Here is a 15,592-nt window from a genome sequence, read left to right on the forward strand (position 1 = left end):
TTTTTGAAGCAGCTGACTGATCCTAGGACCAGCGCAGTTGCGGATTACAAAATCGCGCCATTGGTTTGTTTACGTACTTTTTCAATCGTCCGCATTTTATGATCCCAACATTCTTGCGAGAGATCGACTGGGTATTTCTGTGGATTCAAGTCACGTTTGTACTCATCCCAAAGGGAATCCAAGCAATTCGTCGCATAGGCTTTGACGTGTTCTAAGTCAGGCACTTGATACACTTGCTGGCCATCTACAAAGATGTCTTGCAACAATGGTCGCGCATCAAAGTTCGTCACTGTTTTGTTGATAAAAGTGTGAACAGGATGGAACATGAACAGTTCGTCTGCAGCTTGGGGATTTTCTTCCCATAGCGTGACATAATCGCCTTCGGACTTGCCGTCCGATTTACGGGTGATCCGCCAGACTTGTTTTTTTCCAGGGGTCGAAACCTTTTCGGCATTGCTGGATAATTTGATGGTGTCGATCATTTCTCCCTGCTCATTTTCGATGGCAACCAGTTTATAAACCGCGCCTAATGCCGGTTGATCGTAAGCGGTGATCAGCTTGGTGCCGACACCCCACACATCGATTTTCGCCTTTTGCATTTTCAAGCTTAAAATCGTATTTTCGTCTAGATCATTGGAAGCATAGACTTTGGCTTCCGTGAATCCCGCTTCATCCAGCTGTTCACGGACTTTTTTCGAGATATACGCCATATCGCCGCTGTCGATCCGCACACCTAAGAAATTGATTTTATCCCCCATCTCTTTGGCCACACGAATCGCATTTGGCACACCTAAACGCAATGTATCATAGGTATCGACTAAGAATACGCAATCTTTGTGGGTTTGGGCATATGCCATAAATGCATCATAGTCATTGCCGTAGGATTGCACGAGGGAATGGGCGTGGGTTCCGCTGGCTGGGATGCCAAAAATCTTCCCTGCCCGCACATTACTCGTCGCATCCGCTCCGCCAATATAGGCCGCTCGAGTCCCCCAAATGGCTGCATCCAATTCTTGTGCCCGCCGTGAACCAAATTCCAACAAGGGATCCGTGCCGATCACGGATTTGATGCGGGCAGCTTTCGTGGCGATCAAGGTTTGGAAATTGACCATATTTAGTAACGCCGTTTCGATCAGCTGCGCTTGTGCCAACGGCCCTTCTACTTGTATGATCGGTTCATTGTTGAAGACCAAATCGCCTTCTAACGCTGAACGAACGGTACAAGCAAACTTGAACTCTTTTAGATACTCTAAAAAGGCTTCTGGGTAGCCGCCGATTTCTCGCAAGTAGGCAATATCCGTTTCTGAAAAGGATAAATCGTTCAAATAATCGATCAATCGTTCCAGACCGGCAAAGATCGCATAGCCGTTTTCAAAAGGCATGTCACGGAAATAGCATTCAAACACCGCATTACGATCGGCTCTGCCTAACTCCCAATAGGTTTGCATCATGTTGATTTGGTAGAGATCAGTGTGTAGCGTCAAGCTGTCATCTTTAAATAATTTCTGCATGTTCTTACTCCCTCTAGCTTACTTCTTCTCATTATAGCAAAAAAAACACAAAAGACAGAAAATCTTGTTTTTTTCAAAAAAAAGTTGGGTTTTTGCCAGTACAAGGCAATCCATCTGAGAACAAATTGCTCAAAAGCATGGGTCAACCTCCTACTTATTGCGCATTATTTACGCGCTCGTATAAGGTCGCCCCTTTGTTCAACGTTTGATTGCTCTTGCAACGTGCATGTCCCAACTTCTTTCAACTAGTGTTCTTTCACAGGAAATTGAACAAGAATGACATCTTTTCTCGGTTTAGAAAAGGTGATGCCTCTTGCTTCCATTTCTTTACGAATATTGATATTGACGGTCACGTCTTTGCGATCGACCTTCAGCAAACGATGAATCGCTGTATCGACTTCTTCCCGACTGATTTTCTTTTTATTGTTGATCAATACTAAAGAAATCGTATCAAAACTATCCACATAGAGAATCTGCGTCCGATCAAGCGAATACAATTTATAGTATTTGATCGCTATTTTGTCGAATAGATACTTGGAGATGTTCGGGTAAAAAGTTTCCATATTTAGATTTTGGTTTACTGGGGTTTCAATCAACTTCATGCACAACATCCTCTCTCGAAACTAATTCTGTTAAAATAAAGCGGCCAACACCGCCGTCTTCCGCGCGCTCAATGGTTCGATCACAAACTGCTTTGATCGCTGGGCTGGCATTTGCTACAGCCAAAGAAACATCCACCGCTTCAAACATCGCAAGGTCATTTTCACCATCACCGATCCCGTAGCTTTTGGCAGCGGGAAAAGCTTCTAAAAAGCTACGGATCGCCGCACCTTTGGTCGCCAATGGATCAACGATTTCCAGTGTTTGGACAAAGGATTGAAAAATCGCTGCCGTTTCTGACTGGATCATCGCCCGCAGCCGTTCTCTTTTTTCGTCTGACGCTTCCATCAGTTCGATTTTGATGACCTTTATCTCTGGATGTTCCTTCATAAACTGCAACACGTCGTCTTTATGAAGGCATTCGTTGTAGAAGAACTCGTATTTGTAGTCAGCGATGATTTGCCCTCGCTCCCCTAACTCCGCGAGTAACTGCTTACGGCTTTCTTGAAATTGCGCTTCATACAAATGCGCTTGTGGGGAAATGATGCCATGGTCAGTATGTAAGAAATAAAAAACCGCTTCTGTCTCTAAGATACCAATCACTTGTGCCAATGTCTTATAGGGTAAGGTATGCGTCAAAACAGGCGCTTCTCCTTTTATCATCAGACCGGCGCCGTTTCCGAAAATCACATCGCAGGAAAGGCCTTCTTCCGCCATCATATCTTGAACAAGCTCAAATCCTCGCCCTGTGACAAACACAAAGTGATCCCCTTGGGCTTGTAAACAACGGATGGCTTCTTTATTGATCTCATGAATCGGGTGCCCCATTTCTTGAAACGTCCCATCAATATCAGAAAAAACTATTTGCATCTTATCTTCCTTTCTTTGTTATAATTATAGCACATTTTAAAAAACGCAAAAAAATTTTCTTGACTTTGTCGTTACGTCAACCTTTAGGATACAGGTGTAAGGAGGGAAAAGCCGATGGAATATACGATCAGTGCCTTAGCCAAACTGTCAGGAGTCAGCAGCCGTACCCTGCGGTATTATGATCAGATCAAGCTGTTACAACCGCAACGCACCAACTCAGCTGGTTACCGTATCTACGGGAGACAGGAAGTCGATCGCCTACAGCAGATTTTGTATTTTAAGTCTTTTGGGCTGTCATTAGAAACGATCCGCGGGATCTTGGATGAGCCGCAAGCATCGATCCAAACGGTCTTGTTGCAGCATTACCAACAGCTTTTACAAGAGCGAGCAGCCCTGGACAGTCTTTTGACCACCTTAGCGCAAACAATTGATTATTATGAAGGAGAAAAGACGATGACCGATCAAGAGAAATTCAGTTATTTTAAGAAACAAAAAATTCGTGAAAACGAAGCAAACTACGGTGCCGAGTTACGAGAAACCTACGGTGAGGAGATCATCGAAAAAAGCAACCAAAAGTGGCAGCAGATGACCCAAGTCAATTATCAAGCACTGACCGACAACGAAAACCGCTTATTACAGCTGTTAAAAGAGCTATTGACTGAAAAGGAAGGGAAACGAATCCCTTCTGACAAAGCCCAAATGGCTTTTGCTGCGCATCAAGCATGGCTTAAACAAGCAGCGCCCTTTTACTCAGCAGAATATCACCGATCTTTAGGGGAAATGTACGTTCAAGACGAGCGTTTTACCGCCTATTACGATCAAAAAGCAGGCGTCGGCAGCGCGCAGCTGTTGAAACAGATCATTGACCATTACATCAAATCCCATTAAAAAAACGATGCGCAAGCACTGCCCGCTCAGGGGCACTGTTTGCGCATCGTTTCGTCTGTAGCTATCGTTTGATGAACTCATAGGGCATGCGATAGTTGCCGCTTTTTTCCATTACCGCCAATTGGACGGCAGTCTCCCCGCAAGCTTGCAAGTGATGATCGATCGTTGAAAGCTGCAGCAGCTCGCTGATGTATAGATTGTCCCGTCCAATCACGAGCCATTCTCCCGGCGCCTGCGACTGGATCCCAGCAGCAACATGATCCCCATTGGTGAAAATCGCTTCGACTCCTTTATCTGCAAAATAAGCAGCCGCTTCTTTGCCATCTTCTTCCGTCAAACAATCCCAAAAAATCAAGTCTTCGGAAAAGGTCGAAAAATAGTCATGAGCCAAACGGACCGTGATTTTTGAATTGCTGCTGAGCTTGCGGCTACGTCCCAATGTCACGCCGATTTTCTGGATGCCTTGTTCCTTAAAATACGTGAAGACCTCCTTGATCGATTCCTCTCGATCGATATAGGTGCAGCCGTCAGTCAAATACGAGATATTTTCACAAAAGACGATGCGTCCGTATGAACGATAAGGCAATAATGTTTCGATCGGATTCGCCCGCGAGGCAATGATCAAAGCATCAAAGCTTTTCGCCGCAAATTCTTGCAAATATGCTTCCTCTACTTGCGGATCATAGTTCGTGGCTAAAAGCGTCACCTTATAGCCACGAGCAAACGCTGCTGTCGTGATGCCGCTCAATAATCGATCAAAATAGGGATGATTGACAAACGGCAAGATCACGCCGATGTTTTTGGTTGTGCCGACACTTAATGCCCGCGCCGTGTAATTCGGAATATAGTTGACCTCTTTCATGACAGCCAGGATCTTGCGACGCTTTTCTTCACTGACATACGGATTGTTGTTAATGACTCGTGAAACTGTGGAGACCGAATAGCCGGTCAAGCGTGCAATATCCCGAATGTTTGCCATGACTCACTGCTCCTTAAACGAATAATTGTTCTTTCATATAGTCTATCACACTTAGCCCACATGTATAAAATTCATAGTAATCGTTGTGATGAATAAATCCGATCCGCTGAGACCCGAAGTGTTCATCACACGTCAAGTGACTGATCTCATCCACAGGAATTTCTACTAATCGTTCTTGAAAGAACCCTTTTGGCTTCGTCAATACCAGTTGTTGTCCATCAAAAGCCAACGTTACATAACAACATTCCGCACCATTTTTCTTCATGTATGTATTCATTTTTTCATCCCGCCTTCCTTTTTATAAATCAAGCATACTGTATGAAACGCGTCTCAGAGCAAGTCATTTGTTTCACTTTTTAACAAAAACCGTTCGACCTTCATGTGAATTACTTCGCATATTTTGCTTTTGTTGGTACAATAAAAAGAGAACAGTGCGAAAGGAAGCGCGATTTTTTAAGGAGGACCGCAAAGTGACATTAGAAGAAGCTTTTTTATTAGACACCTTGCGTTGCCGCTTCAAGTTTTTAAGAGAAGAACGCGGATTGAGCCCAAAAGAAGTATGCCAGCATCTCGATGTGTCTTACCCCGATTACACCTTATACGAAGCAGGCGATTGCTTACCCGATGTATTGACGCTGCTACACGCAGCTTCCCTTTATAATGTTTCTGTCGATTACTTATTAGGACAGACAGAACGACCAGAACGGTATTTATGCTAACAATCGACTTTATCGAAAAAACGATCAAATGGTCGTTTTTTCTTTTGCCTCTTTCCCACTTTTCATCGATTAGCAACAATTGTTATCTAATCAAATGAAAAAAATCAAATCATGCGGTTCTTCTTGAAAAAAAATGATAGAATAAACCATCATACATAGAAGGAGTTCAAACAAACATGACCTATGCACTAGAACTAACCGATTTACGCAAAGTCTATGCTACCGGCGTTGAAGCGTTGCGGGGCATAAATTTGACGGTGGAAGAAGGCGACTTTTATGCCTTGTTAGGCCCTAACGGCGCTGGAAAGTCCACCACCATCGGCATTATCACCTCTCTTGTCAATAAATCTTCCGGAAGCGTCAAAGTCTTCGGCTACGATTTAGACAAAGAATTGGTCCAAGTCAAACAACAGATTGGTTTGGTTCCCCAAGAATTCAATTTCAATCCCTTTGAAACGGTCCAGCAGATCGTGGTCAATCAAGCCGGGTATTATGGTGTCCCCCGCAACGAAGCCATCAAGCGCAGCGAAAAATACTTGAAGCAGTCGAATTTGTGGGAAAAACGCAATGTTCGTGCGCGGATGCTGTCGGGCGGGATGAAACGCCGTTTGATGATTGCTCGTGCCCTGATGCATGAACCACGGCTATTGATTTTGGATGAACCGACGGCAGGTGTCGATATCGAATTGCGGCGGGAAATGTGGAGCTTTTTGCGAGAGCTGAACCAAAAAGGCACAACGATCATTTTGACGACCCATTATTTAGAAGAGGCGGAAATGCTTTGCCGCAACATCGGGATCATCCAATCTGGTGAACTGATCGAAAACACCAGCATGAAGTCCTTATTGGCAAAACTGCAATTTGAAACCTTTCTTTTTGATATCGCACCGATCAAACAAGCACCAACGATCACTGGGTATCCGATCCAAATGGAAGATGAACAGACCATCGCTGTTGAAGTCGCTCGAGATCAAGGCGTCAACGATCTTTTTGCCCAATTCAGTCAGCAAGGGATCAATGTCCTCTCCATGCGCAACAAATCCAATCGCTTGGAAGAACTATTTTTGAAAATCACCGAAGAATCACACGAAGCGGAGGAAAACCATGTTTAGTCTTTATTTTACAGCCTTAAAAAGTTTAGCGGTCAAAGAGACCAACCGCTATTTACGGATTTGGGTGCAGACCCTCGTCCCACCCGTCATCACTACTTCCTTATACTTTATTATCTTTGGGAAAATGATCGGCAGCCGCATCGGCGAAATGGGCGGCTTTTCTTATATGGAATTTATCGTTCCTGGGCTGATCATGATGTCGACGATCACCAGTTCTTACTCTAATGTGTCTTCTTCCTTCTTTTCACAGAAGTTTCAAAAAAACATTGAGGAACTCTTAGTGGCGCCGGTCCCTACCCACGTCATCATTTGGGGCTTTGTCTTTGGCGGACTTGGACGTAGTATCTTGGTGGGCACATTGGTGACCATCATTTCCCTTTTCTTCGTCCCATTACATGTTTATTCTTGGGTCATCGTTGTCTTAACCCTTGTCATGACCGCCATCTTATTTTCATTAGCAGGGTTGCTAAATGGGATCTTCGCCCAATCCTTTGACGATGTTTCCATCGTGCCAACCTTTGTTTTACAACCATTGACCTATCTTGGAGGCGTCTTTTACTCCATCAGCATGCTGCCGCCGATTTGGCAAACGATCTCCAAAGTCAACCCGATCGTGTATATGATCTCTGGTTTCCGTTACGGCTTTTTAGGCACCATCGATGTCCCAATTTTCCTATCCATCGGTATTTTGGTCTTGTTCATTGTTGTCTTATACAGCGTATGCTGGTACTTGATCCAAAAAGGCCGCGGGCTGCGTAGTTAATTGAACTTAAAATTTATTTTATAGCTTCTTAGCGATTCCCAGTGGGGGTCGCTTTTTTTCATTTAATTTTAGAAACTACTCCTAAAGACTGATTTATTGGCAATTATTTGTGATAACCTTAACTTATTAACGTTTTTAGAGGAGGAATGAAATGATCGTTTTAGAAACAAGAAAGTTAACGAGGGTTTATGGAAAAGGAGAAACTAGATTCGATGCCTTGAAGGGCATTGATTTAAAAATCTATGCGGGTGAGTCAGTGGCAATTATCGGTAAAAGTGGTTCAGGTAAGTCCACATTGATGCACTTATTAGCCTTGTTGGACCAGCCGACTAGCGGAGATCTATTTTTACTTGGAAGAAATGTCAAAGGAAAAAAGGCTGCTGAATTAAACAAACTGCGAAACGAAACCTTTGGCTTCGTGTTTCAGCAATTTTTTATGAACGCCAAAGATACGGTTCATGACAACGTGATGCTGCCATTGAAAATCAGCGGTATGCGTCGAAATCAACGAAAAAAACTGGTAGATGAAGCGCTACAAGCCGTAGAATTGGGTGATAAAGCAAAAAATAAAGCATCTGACCTTTCTGGCGGTCAAAAACAACGGGTCTGCATTGCCCGAGCACTCGTCAACAAACCAAAAATCATTTTTGCCGATGAGCCCACCGGAAATCTTGATTCAGCGACGGGAGAAAAAGTCGAAGAGCTATTATTTGATCTTAACGAAAAAGAAAATATCACCCTAGTCATCGTCACCCACGATCCTGATCTAGCTGCTCGCTGTGATCGGCAGATCCATATTAAAGATGGTTTAGTGATTGAGGAGGACGATAAATGAAATTCAACGATTTGTTAAAAACTTCTGCGAAGAATCTGTTGCGAAATAAAGGCCGAACGATCCTGACGATCATTGCTATTTTTATTGGTGCCTTTACCATTTATCTGACTATGGGCATCAATACCGGTATTAACAATTACCTCGACCAACAAATTACAGCTGTCGGTGACAATAGCCTACTAGCAGTCTACAAAATGGATGGCAGCAATAATATGATGCCAACATCCAATATTCAAGAATATGATCCAAATAAATCTTCTGCAGAAGCTAACGTAATTACACCTGCAGATATGGAAGTAATTGAAAGTATCGAGCATATTGATACCGTTAAACCAATCAGCTTTTTAGTAGCAGATTACATTCAGGGAAGTTCCAATACGAAATATCAACTCAACGCAATGGCTTCTGGTGATATCGATTTAGAATTAGAAGCTGGTCGACAAGTCAATAATGAAGTTGATGGATTTGAAGTCATTCTTGATCAAGATTATGTGGAAATTTTAGGTTTTAAAGATGCCCAAGAGGCTTTGGAAAAAGAAGTTACTATTGGTGTTTCTTCACAAGCAACTGGCGAACAAGAAACTTTAACAGCAACAATTGTTGGGGTTCGCCACTTTAGCTTTGTTCAAGCTGGTAGGACTATTTTTAATCAGGCTTTGAGCCAAAAAGTGGTGGAGATTTATGAACTAGGCTTACCAGAAAATTTAAAAAACCAATCTTTTATTGTACAGGCTTATCTAGAAGAAAACTTATCCAGTGAAACAATCGATACCATCAAAGAAGCTTTACTAGAAAATGGCTTCCAAGGAATGACTGTGGAAGATGAAATCAATATGTTTCGTATGGTAATTGATGCAATTACTGGCGTCTTGACTTTATTTGGGGCAATTTCGCTGTTAGCCGCCAGCTTTGGCATCATCAATACATTGTATATGTCTGTTCAAGACCGCACCCGAGAAATTGGTTTAATGAAAGCCTTAGGGATGAGCCGCAGTAAAGTTTTTCTGACCTTTAGTTTCGAAGCACTCTTAATTGGTTTCTTCGGCGCTTTCAGTGGGATCATCGCCGCTTTTAGCTTAGGAAATGTCATCAATAACTATGCTTCAAGTACGTTTCTTGAAGCTTTGACCGGATTTCAATTAATTGGTTTTTCTTGGTCGAACACGCTGACTGTTATGGGTATCATCTTATTAATTGCCTTTTTAGCTGGCACATTACCTGCTAATCGAGCAGGTAAACTAGATCCAATCCAAGCTTTGCGTTATGAATAAAAATAAATAGTTACTGGACAAACAAAAAAGATGAACTTCGTTAACGAAGCTCATCTTTTTTCTTTTATTAGGCATTCAAAACGACTTTTTCCAGCAATGCACCGGCTTGGTGTCTGCCTTCTAAATCAGTACTTCCAGAAAATTGCTGCACGCGATCCATGTTGGTGATCAAAACGATCACCATGGTTTCTTTGCCTTGCTGCTTGATATAAGGTAGATCCATTTGTGCCAGTTTGGTTTGCGGAGTGACTTGCTCCCCAGCTTTGACAAAGACATCAAAGCCTTGTCCGCCAAGTGAAACTGTATCGATCCCCATATGCACAAGAACTTCAACGCCGTTTTGGGTTTTGATCCCGACGGCATGTTTTGAAGGGAACACAGTGGTGACTTCGCCACTGACCGGTGCAAAGATTTGCCCATCTTGTGACTCGATGGCATAGCCTTCTCCCATCATTTTCGTTGAAAAAACTTCATCTGGTACATCTTCTAATGGGACATATTCTCCATGGGTCACGGCATGCAGATCCACTTCGTTGGTGTAACGATCGCCTTCGGCTGCTTGATTTGGTACCAAGAACCAGCTCATTGCAAAGGATAAGCCGATTGCCAAGATGATCCCTAAAACAGCATAGATAAAGTATTCCCCAATATAGGCTGGCAAACTAAAGATACTTGAAAGAATGTACCCATAAATCCGAACACCGAAGAAACTGATGAAGGCAGACGCCACAGAACTACCAACTGTTGCTGCGATGAAGGCTTTTTTATACTTCGACAAAATCCCGAATAACGCAGGTTCTGTGATCCCTAACAAGCCCGAAACAGCCGAAGATAGAATGATCGATTTTTCTTCTTTGGTTTTGACTTTGAAATAAATAGCTGCTGTTGCGCCGGTGATTGCCATATTTGCCATAAACATCATTGGCATCAACATGTCATACCCTTGATTGGCGAAGTTTTGCAAAGCGATCGGGGTCATGGCATGATGCAGACCCGTGAAGATTGCGATTGGACGAATCGCCCCTACCACAATTCCTGCTAAGACAGGCGAGATAGTGAATAACCCAGCCACGCCAGCAGCCAGTAAGTTTCCTAGATGGATACTGATTGGGCCAATGACCGTTAATGTCAAGATACCAGCGACAAACAACGAAATCGTCGGTGTAAACACGGTACGCAGCACTTGTGGTAAGAGTTTATCGACCCAACGGTAAATATAGCTAAGCGCTAGCACGGCAAAGATAATGGGAATCACTGTCCCTGCATAGTTAAAGACGGGTACTGGCAGTACGCCGAACAAACGAAAGGCGGAAATGCTTCCTTCGGCTACCGCATTGGTCATCGTTGGAAATTGCAGCGTTGCCGCGATTGCGATCGCTAAATATTGATTGGTTTTAAAAATCCGAGCGGCTGAGGCAGCAACAAAAAATGGCAAGAATGTAAATACGCCGCTCGCGATCATGTCGATCACTAAATAGGTGTCTGTTTGATTAGAGATGACATTCAAAGCCACCAGTCCAGCCATTAATCCTTTGATCATTCCTGCGCCAGCGATAGCTGGAACGATCGGACCAAAAACGCCAGAAACGGTATCCATAAATAAGGAAACGGCTCCTTTTTTCTCTGATGTTTCCCCTTGGTTCGCTTCATCAAGACCTAATTCTTTGGCTAAAGGTGCATAATAATCAGCAACATCCGTTCCTATCACTACTTGCAGCTGATTGCTTTGATATTTTGTTCCTACGACTTTGGGTGTTTTTTCTAACGCCGCATAGTCGACTTTTTTCTCATCCTTTAAATCAAAACGCAAGCGAGTCATACAGTGCCATGCATTGTTGATATTTTCTGATCCGCCAACATCTTTAATAATCTGTTTTACGATGTCTTCTTTGGTCATCTTTTTTTCCCCCTGTTGTTTGCTAACGGTCCTGATCCTTTTGACGGGCGCCCTTTCAGGTGTTTCCGTTTTCACACACATAGTAGCATGCTCACACATACTTGTAAAACCAGTCCTTTTTTGATAAAAACAGAATAAAAACGCTATATATCAACGTTTTATTGTAAAACAGGTAAAAATTGGACTGGTTTTATGGTGTATATCTAGTTTTTATTAGACCAAATTGACAGCGGTTGCCAAGCATGTTTCAATGGCTATAGCAACTAGAGACAAAAATTGGAGTGAATGAAATGACACCAACGATCATCACCGACGTCAAAGCCTTTGCGATCAAACCTGATCGCCATAACCTTGTTGTCGTTAAAGTAGAAACGAACAAAGGCGTATCTGGGTTAGGCTGCGCAACCTTCCAGTTTCGCCCACTAGCCGTAAAAACCGTCGTTGACGAGTATTTACGCCCCCTCTTACTTGGCCGCGATGCCAATCAAATCGAAGATCTTTGGCAAGTGATGAATGTCAATTCTTACTGGCGGAATGGTCCAATCACCAACAATGCCATCTCAGGAGTTGACATGGCTTTGTGGGACATCAAGGGACAATTAGCCGATATGCCATTGTATCAACTGTTAGGTGGAAAAGCGCGTACGGCGATTCCCGCCTATACTCATGCCGTGGCAGATAATCTAGAAGATCTTTATCAAGAAATCGATCGCTTCTTGGCTGAGGGGTATCGCTATATCCGTTGTCAATTAGGCTTTTATGGTGGAAATCCTAGCCAACTGCAAACACCCGATCAGCCCATCGCTGGTTCCTATTTTGATCAAACAGACTACATGGACACAACACTGAAAATGTTTGCTGCGATCCAAGAACGATACGGCAATCAATTTCAAATGCTGCATGACGTGCATGAACGGCTGCATCCAAACCAAGCGATTCAATTTGCAAAAGCCGCTGAACCTTTTAATCTCTTTTTCCTAGAAGATATTTTGCCGCCGGATCAAAACAAGTGGTTGCAGCAACTCCGCAGCCAGTCGGCGACCCCGATCGCGACCGGCGAATTGTTCAATAATCCGATGGAATGGCAAGAGCTAGTCAAAAATCAACAGATTGACTTTATGCGTGCCCATGTCTCACAAATCGGTGGGATCACGCCAGCATTGAAATTGGCTCACTTCTGCGATGCGATGGGCATTCGGATCGCTTGGCACACGCCGTCTGATATCAGCCCTGTCGGCTTAGCCGTCAACACCCATCTAAATATCCATCTGCACAATGCCGCGATCCAAGAAACGATTGCGATCCCAGCAAATACCCAGTCGGTCTTTGGTGGCAGTCCGCAACCTGAAAACGGCTATTTTTATCCGATCGAGAAAAGTGGGATCGGAATCACGTTCGATGAAGCAGCAGCTGCGGAATTTCCCGTGGTTTACCGTCCTCATGAATGGACCCAGAGCCGTACACCAGACGGCACATTGATCACTCCTTAAACACAACAAAAGACATCCCCTGTCCAACCGACGGGGGATGTCTTTTGTTCTTTCTGGATAAAAAAGACGCAACTGGCAAATTTGCTTTTCCAAATCAATCGATGCGTGAGCGATGGATCTCACGGTCAAAGGGACGGATGTAGGTCACGGCATAATCAATGGCAACGATATTACTGAACTCATACACGCGGCCGTCTTCTAAAATCGCCCGATTGCTGATCTGCATTGCCGGCGTCCCCCGCTTGCACAATAAAATGCCCGACTGCGCAGTCGATGTGGTGATGGGGGTATAGCTGGTGATGTAGTGGGAAATGCGGTACCCGCAGCTTTCGACATAGCGTTGGATCGAGTGCTCCACGATTTCTTTTGTCAATTCGGGAAATAGGCTGACGGGCAATTTAGAGGTTTCCAGCTGTTCGATTTTGTAATTAACGATCCGCACTCGTTCAAAGGTCCAGACTTCCTCTTCTGGGCCTATTTGGAAAATCTGCTGTTCATCCAACGTTGCTGCCGCTTTACTCAATGAAATCATTTTGGAATGGATGCGGTCATAAGGGGTGCGGGTCAAGGAATTAAAGATCATTGGGTTTTTGACCCATTTTTCATGGATAAAAATCCCTGAACCTTGAACCACTTTGACGATCCCGATCTCTTCAAGGTTTTTGATTGCTTGCTGGATCGTAAACCGAGAAACGCCATAGGTTTGCGCAAGGGTTCTTTGGTTGGGTAGTTTGCCGGCAGAAAATTCTTCCTGATAGATTTTACTCAACAGATCTTGCACGATAAATTCACGTTTTTTCATAATGGCTCCTTCATTTGAGCGGGAGCGATCTCGCTCATGGACCAACTGCAAGCCTTCATATCGATACGACCACTGGCTTTGAAGACCACCCCTTCATCGACGAGTGCTGCTTTTCGCACATTGGCGGAGGGACCAACTAAGACGCCATCTGCCCGCACGACTCGATGAGCAGGGACATCCTGAGGGCTCAAGCGCATCGCTCGACCGACTGCCCGTGCGCCGTTGATTTGTCCCAATTTCCACGCAATCTGACTATAGGAGACGACTTTACCAAAAGGGATCTGCCGCGCCAGCGCATAGACTTCTTCATAGAATGGATTCATACTACTCGCTCCTTCTTTGATTCTTTCTATCATAGTAATGGATTCCCTGCCAATAGTAAATGACCAGACGCAACTTTAGCAATAGCCATCCAAACACTCGATTCCTTCTCTAGCAAGCCAAGAACGAATCGAGTAGTCATTAGTTTGGAAAATCAAAGTAGGTTTTCGCATTGTGATAGGAGATGTCTGCGACGATCTGCCCTAAATACATTTCATCTGCTGGCAGTTGTCCGTCTTCCACCCATTCACTGATCACCTGACACAAAATCCGCCGGAAATACTCGTGGCGTGGGTAAGACAAAAAGCTGCGAGAATCCGTCAGCATGCCGACGAAGTTTCCGAGAATCCCGCCTTCTGCTAGGGTCGTCAACTGATGCCGCATGCCAGAATACGTATCATTGAACCACCAAGCAGAGCCTAATTGCAGCTTACCTTTGCTTTCTTCTTGGAACGCCCCCATCAGCGCAGTCAACACCGGATAATCTTTGGGATTCAGTGAATACAAAATTGTCTTCGGCAGTAAGCTTTCCGCCTGAAGCTGCGCCAATGTCCGACTTAAGCCGTTCGCTAGACGGTCGTCCCCCATCGCATCACCGCCGCTATCAGGTCCTCGTTGTTGGAAAAGTTTTTGACTGTTGTTGCGAGTCGCCATCAGATGCAATTGCGCGGCCCAGCCTTGTTTCGCATATTGGCGCATCAAGTCAATCAGCAAGCCGGTTTGAAACTGTCTGATTTCTTCATTAGTCAGTGTCTCAGTGGTCAAACGCTTTTGAAAAATCGCTTCAAGTGCAGCGCCATCATAAGCTTCCTCTCCAAGACGTGACAGACTGTGATCTGCTAAACGACAACCTTGTTGCTGGAAGTAGGAAATACGCACGGTCAATGCTTCAACCAGCGTTTGATAGCTAGTGATCTCTTTGCTCGCAGCTGCAGCCAATTGCTTAAGGTACGCTGGAAATTCTGGATTCTGCAGATTGATTGCTTTGTCAGGACGAAAGGTAGGATACACGGCAAAGGATTCTTCTGCCAGCTTTTGATGATACGTCAACGAATCAATGGGATCATCCGTCGTACAGATCACCTCAACAGCCATCTTTTTGATCAGCCCTCGTGGTGAAAATTCCTTCGTTTGCAGCTGTTGATTGGCTTTTTCCCAAATGCTTGCTGCATTGGCTGGTGTCAATCGCTCATCAATACCAAAGATTCGCTTCAATTCCAAATTGGTCCAGACATATAATGGATTGCCAATGCAAGCCTCCAAGGTCTGCGCCCAAGCACAGAATTTTTCGTAGTCGTCAGCATCGCCAGTGATCAAAGATTCTGCAACACCGTTGGCACGCATCAAGCGCCATTTGTAATGGTCCCCCGCCAGCCACGCTTGGGTGAGATTGGTGAAGTTTTGGTTTTCGAAAATCTCTTTCGGCTCTAAATGGCAATGGTAATCAATGATCGGCTGCTTTTTTGCATACTCATGGTACAACTGTTTGGCAAAGCTGTTTTTCAAAATAAAATCGTCAGTTAAAAACATTTCT

General features: G+C 44.2%; 16 protein-coding genes. 7 read left to right on the forward strand and 9 right to left on the reverse strand.

What is annotated here, in order from left to right:
- Positions 1-44: 44 nt before the first annotated feature.
- The 3 genes from IGJ74_RS14400 to IGJ74_RS14410 all read right to left on the reverse strand — a co-directional run bounded on the left by IGJ74_RS14400 (position 45) and on the right by IGJ74_RS14410 (position 2,981).
- A complete protein-coding gene (locus IGJ74_RS14400; protein WP_005234120.1) occupies positions 45-1,511 on the reverse strand; it encodes a nicotinate phosphoribosyltransferase in 1,467 nt (488 codons plus the stop codon).
- A gap of 245 nt (positions 1,512-1,756) precedes the next feature.
- Positions 1,757-2,113, reverse strand: coding sequence for a DUF1827 family protein (locus IGJ74_RS14405; protein ID WP_139960257.1), 357 nt, complete (start codon positions 2,111-2,113; stop codon positions 1,757-1,759).
- Positions 2,100-2,981, reverse strand: a complete 882-nt coding sequence (locus IGJ74_RS14410) for an HAD-IIB family hydrolase (protein ID WP_005234118.1) — start codon at positions 2,979-2,981, stop codon at positions 2,100-2,102. Before IGJ74_RS14410 ends, IGJ74_RS14405 begins: the two co-directional genes overlap by 14 nt.
- 114 nt (positions 2,982-3,095) lie before the next feature.
- Here IGJ74_RS14410 and IGJ74_RS14415 point away from each other — a divergent pair, with 114 nt between their 5' ends.
- On the forward strand, positions 3,096-3,869 hold the full coding sequence (locus tag IGJ74_RS14415; RefSeq protein WP_218192927.1) for a MerR family transcriptional regulator: 774 nt from the start codon (positions 3,096-3,098) through the stop codon (positions 3,867-3,869).
- A 61-nt stretch (positions 3,870-3,930) separates the two neighbouring features.
- Here IGJ74_RS14415 and IGJ74_RS14420 read toward each other — a convergent pair whose 3' ends face one another.
- Positions 3,931-4,848, reverse strand: a complete 918-nt coding sequence (locus tag IGJ74_RS14420; RefSeq protein ID WP_218192928.1) for a LacI family DNA-binding transcriptional regulator — start codon at positions 4,846-4,848, stop codon at positions 3,931-3,933.
- Between the two features lie 13 nt (positions 4,849-4,861).
- Entirely contained in the window at positions 4,862-5,125 is a 264-nt protein-coding gene (locus tag IGJ74_RS14425) for a hypothetical protein (RefSeq protein WP_005228502.1), read from the reverse strand.
- 193 nt (positions 5,126-5,318) lie between these two features.
- Here IGJ74_RS14425 and IGJ74_RS14430 point away from each other — a divergent pair, with 193 nt between their 5' ends.
- The 5 genes from IGJ74_RS14430 (at position 5,319) to IGJ74_RS14450 (ending at position 9,548) form a co-directional block, all read left to right on the forward strand.
- Positions 5,319-5,567: a helix-turn-helix domain-containing protein gene (locus IGJ74_RS14430; protein ID WP_008380673.1), complete on the forward strand. Its 249-nt coding sequence runs from the start codon at positions 5,319-5,321 to the stop codon at positions 5,565-5,567.
- Positions 5,568-5,743: 176 nt separating this feature from the next.
- On the forward strand, positions 5,744-6,679 hold the full coding sequence (locus IGJ74_RS14435) for an ABC transporter ATP-binding protein (protein WP_005228500.1): 936 nt from the start codon (positions 5,744-5,746) through the stop codon (positions 6,677-6,679).
- Positions 6,672-7,442 (forward strand): ABC transporter permease, encoded by a 771-nt coding sequence (locus IGJ74_RS14440; RefSeq protein ID WP_005228499.1) that lies wholly within the window; start codon positions 6,672-6,674, stop codon positions 7,440-7,442. The genes IGJ74_RS14435 and IGJ74_RS14440 overlap by 8 nt, the downstream gene beginning before the upstream one ends.
- Positions 7,443-7,593: 151 nt before the next feature.
- Positions 7,594-8,277 carry an ABC transporter ATP-binding protein gene (locus IGJ74_RS14445; RefSeq protein WP_005228498.1) on the forward strand — a complete coding sequence of 228 codons (684 nt, stop codon included), beginning with the start codon at positions 7,594-7,596 and terminating at the stop codon, positions 8,275-8,277.
- Positions 8,274-9,548 carry an ABC transporter permease gene (locus tag IGJ74_RS14450; protein ID WP_218192929.1) on the forward strand — a complete coding sequence of 425 codons (1,275 nt, stop codon included), beginning with the start codon at positions 8,274-8,276 and terminating at the stop codon, positions 9,546-9,548. Before IGJ74_RS14445 ends, IGJ74_RS14450 begins: the two co-directional genes overlap by 4 nt.
- A 67-nt stretch (positions 9,549-9,615) precedes the next feature.
- On the opposite strand, the gene IGJ74_RS14455 is transcribed toward IGJ74_RS14450, so the two are convergent.
- The gene (locus IGJ74_RS14455; protein WP_061053186.1) at positions 9,616-11,445 is read right to left on the reverse strand and encodes a glucose PTS transporter subunit IIA; all 1,830 of its coding nucleotides are present in this window, start codon (positions 11,443-11,445) and stop codon (positions 9,616-9,618) included.
- A gap of 290 nt (positions 11,446-11,735) precedes the next feature.
- Between IGJ74_RS14455 and IGJ74_RS14460 the strand changes: the two genes are divergently transcribed.
- Complete coding sequence (locus IGJ74_RS14460) at positions 11,736-12,935, forward strand: enolase C-terminal domain-like protein (RefSeq protein ID WP_005234111.1); 1,200 nt, start codon at positions 11,736-11,738, stop codon at positions 12,933-12,935.
- A 94-nt stretch (positions 12,936-13,029) separates the two neighbouring features.
- Here the strand turns inward: IGJ74_RS14460 and IGJ74_RS14465 are convergent, their stop codons facing one another.
- The 3 genes from IGJ74_RS14465 to uxaC all read right to left on the reverse strand — a co-directional run bounded on the left by IGJ74_RS14465 (position 13,030) and on the right by uxaC (position 15,588).
- Positions 13,030-13,737: a GntR family transcriptional regulator gene (locus IGJ74_RS14465; RefSeq protein ID WP_061053187.1), complete on the reverse strand. Its 708-nt coding sequence runs from the start codon at positions 13,735-13,737 to the stop codon at positions 13,030-13,032.
- Positions 13,734-14,060, reverse strand: coding sequence for an MGMT family protein (locus IGJ74_RS14470; RefSeq protein WP_005228493.1), 327 nt, complete (start codon positions 14,058-14,060; stop codon positions 13,734-13,736). The genes IGJ74_RS14465 and IGJ74_RS14470 overlap by 4 nt, the downstream gene beginning before the upstream one ends.
- Positions 14,061-14,199: 139 nt before the next feature.
- Positions 14,200-15,588 carry a glucuronate isomerase gene (gene uxaC / locus IGJ74_RS14475; protein WP_194188170.1) on the reverse strand — a complete coding sequence of 463 codons (1,389 nt, stop codon included), beginning with the start codon at positions 15,586-15,588 and terminating at the stop codon, positions 14,200-14,202.
- Between the last annotated feature and the right edge of the window lie 4 nt (positions 15,589-15,592).

Origin of the sequence: Enterococcus sp. AZ009, assembly GCF_050548785.1 — a bacterium.
GTDB classification, from domain to species: domain Bacteria; phylum Bacillota; class Bacilli; order Lactobacillales; family Enterococcaceae; genus Enterococcus_D; species Enterococcus_D entomosocium.

Excerpts from the sequence above, each read along its gene's own strand:
- IGJ74_RS14400 (WP_005234120.1), bottom strand. The coding sequence starts at position 1,511 with ATGCAGAAATTATTTAAAGATGACAGCTTGACGCTACACACTGATCTC.
- IGJ74_RS14405 (WP_139960257.1), bottom strand. The coding sequence starts at position 2,113 with ATGAAGTTGATTGAAACCCCAGTAAACCAAAATCTAAATATGGAAACT.
- IGJ74_RS14410 (WP_005234118.1), bottom strand. The coding sequence starts at position 2,981 with ATGCAAATAGTTTTTTCTGATATTGATGGGACGTTTCAAGAAATGGGG.
- IGJ74_RS14415 (WP_218192927.1), top strand. The coding sequence starts at position 3,096 with ATGGAATATACGATCAGTGCCTTAGCCAAACTGTCAGGAGTCAGCAGC.
- IGJ74_RS14420 (WP_218192928.1), bottom strand. The coding sequence starts at position 4,848 with ATGGCAAACATTCGGGATATTGCACGCTTGACCGGCTATTCGGTCTCC.
- IGJ74_RS14425 (WP_005228502.1), bottom strand. The coding sequence starts at position 5,125 with ATGAATACATACATGAAGAAAAATGGTGCGGAATGTTGTTATGTAACG.
- IGJ74_RS14435 (WP_005228500.1), top strand. The coding sequence starts at position 5,744 with ATGACCTATGCACTAGAACTAACCGATTTACGCAAAGTCTATGCTACC.
- IGJ74_RS14440 (WP_005228499.1), top strand. The coding sequence starts at position 6,672 with ATGTTTAGTCTTTATTTTACAGCCTTAAAAAGTTTAGCGGTCAAAGAG.
- IGJ74_RS14445 (WP_005228498.1), top strand. The coding sequence starts at position 7,594 with ATGATCGTTTTAGAAACAAGAAAGTTAACGAGGGTTTATGGAAAAGGA.
- IGJ74_RS14450 (WP_218192929.1), top strand. The coding sequence starts at position 8,274 with ATGAAATTCAACGATTTGTTAAAAACTTCTGCGAAGAATCTGTTGCGA.
- IGJ74_RS14455 (WP_061053186.1), bottom strand. The coding sequence starts at position 11,445 with ATGACCAAAGAAGACATCGTAAAACAGATTATTAAAGATGTTGGCGGA.
- IGJ74_RS14460 (WP_005234111.1), top strand. The coding sequence starts at position 11,736 with ATGACACCAACGATCATCACCGACGTCAAAGCCTTTGCGATCAAACCT.
- IGJ74_RS14465 (WP_061053187.1), bottom strand. The coding sequence starts at position 13,737 with ATGAAAAAACGTGAATTTATCGTGCAAGATCTGTTGAGTAAAATCTAT.
- IGJ74_RS14470 (WP_005228493.1), bottom strand. The coding sequence starts at position 14,060 with ATGAATCCATTCTATGAAGAAGTCTATGCGCTGGCGCGGCAGATCCCT.
- uxaC (WP_194188170.1), bottom strand. The coding sequence starts at position 15,588 with ATGTTTTTAACTGACGATTTTATTTTGAAAAACAGCTTTGCCAAACAG.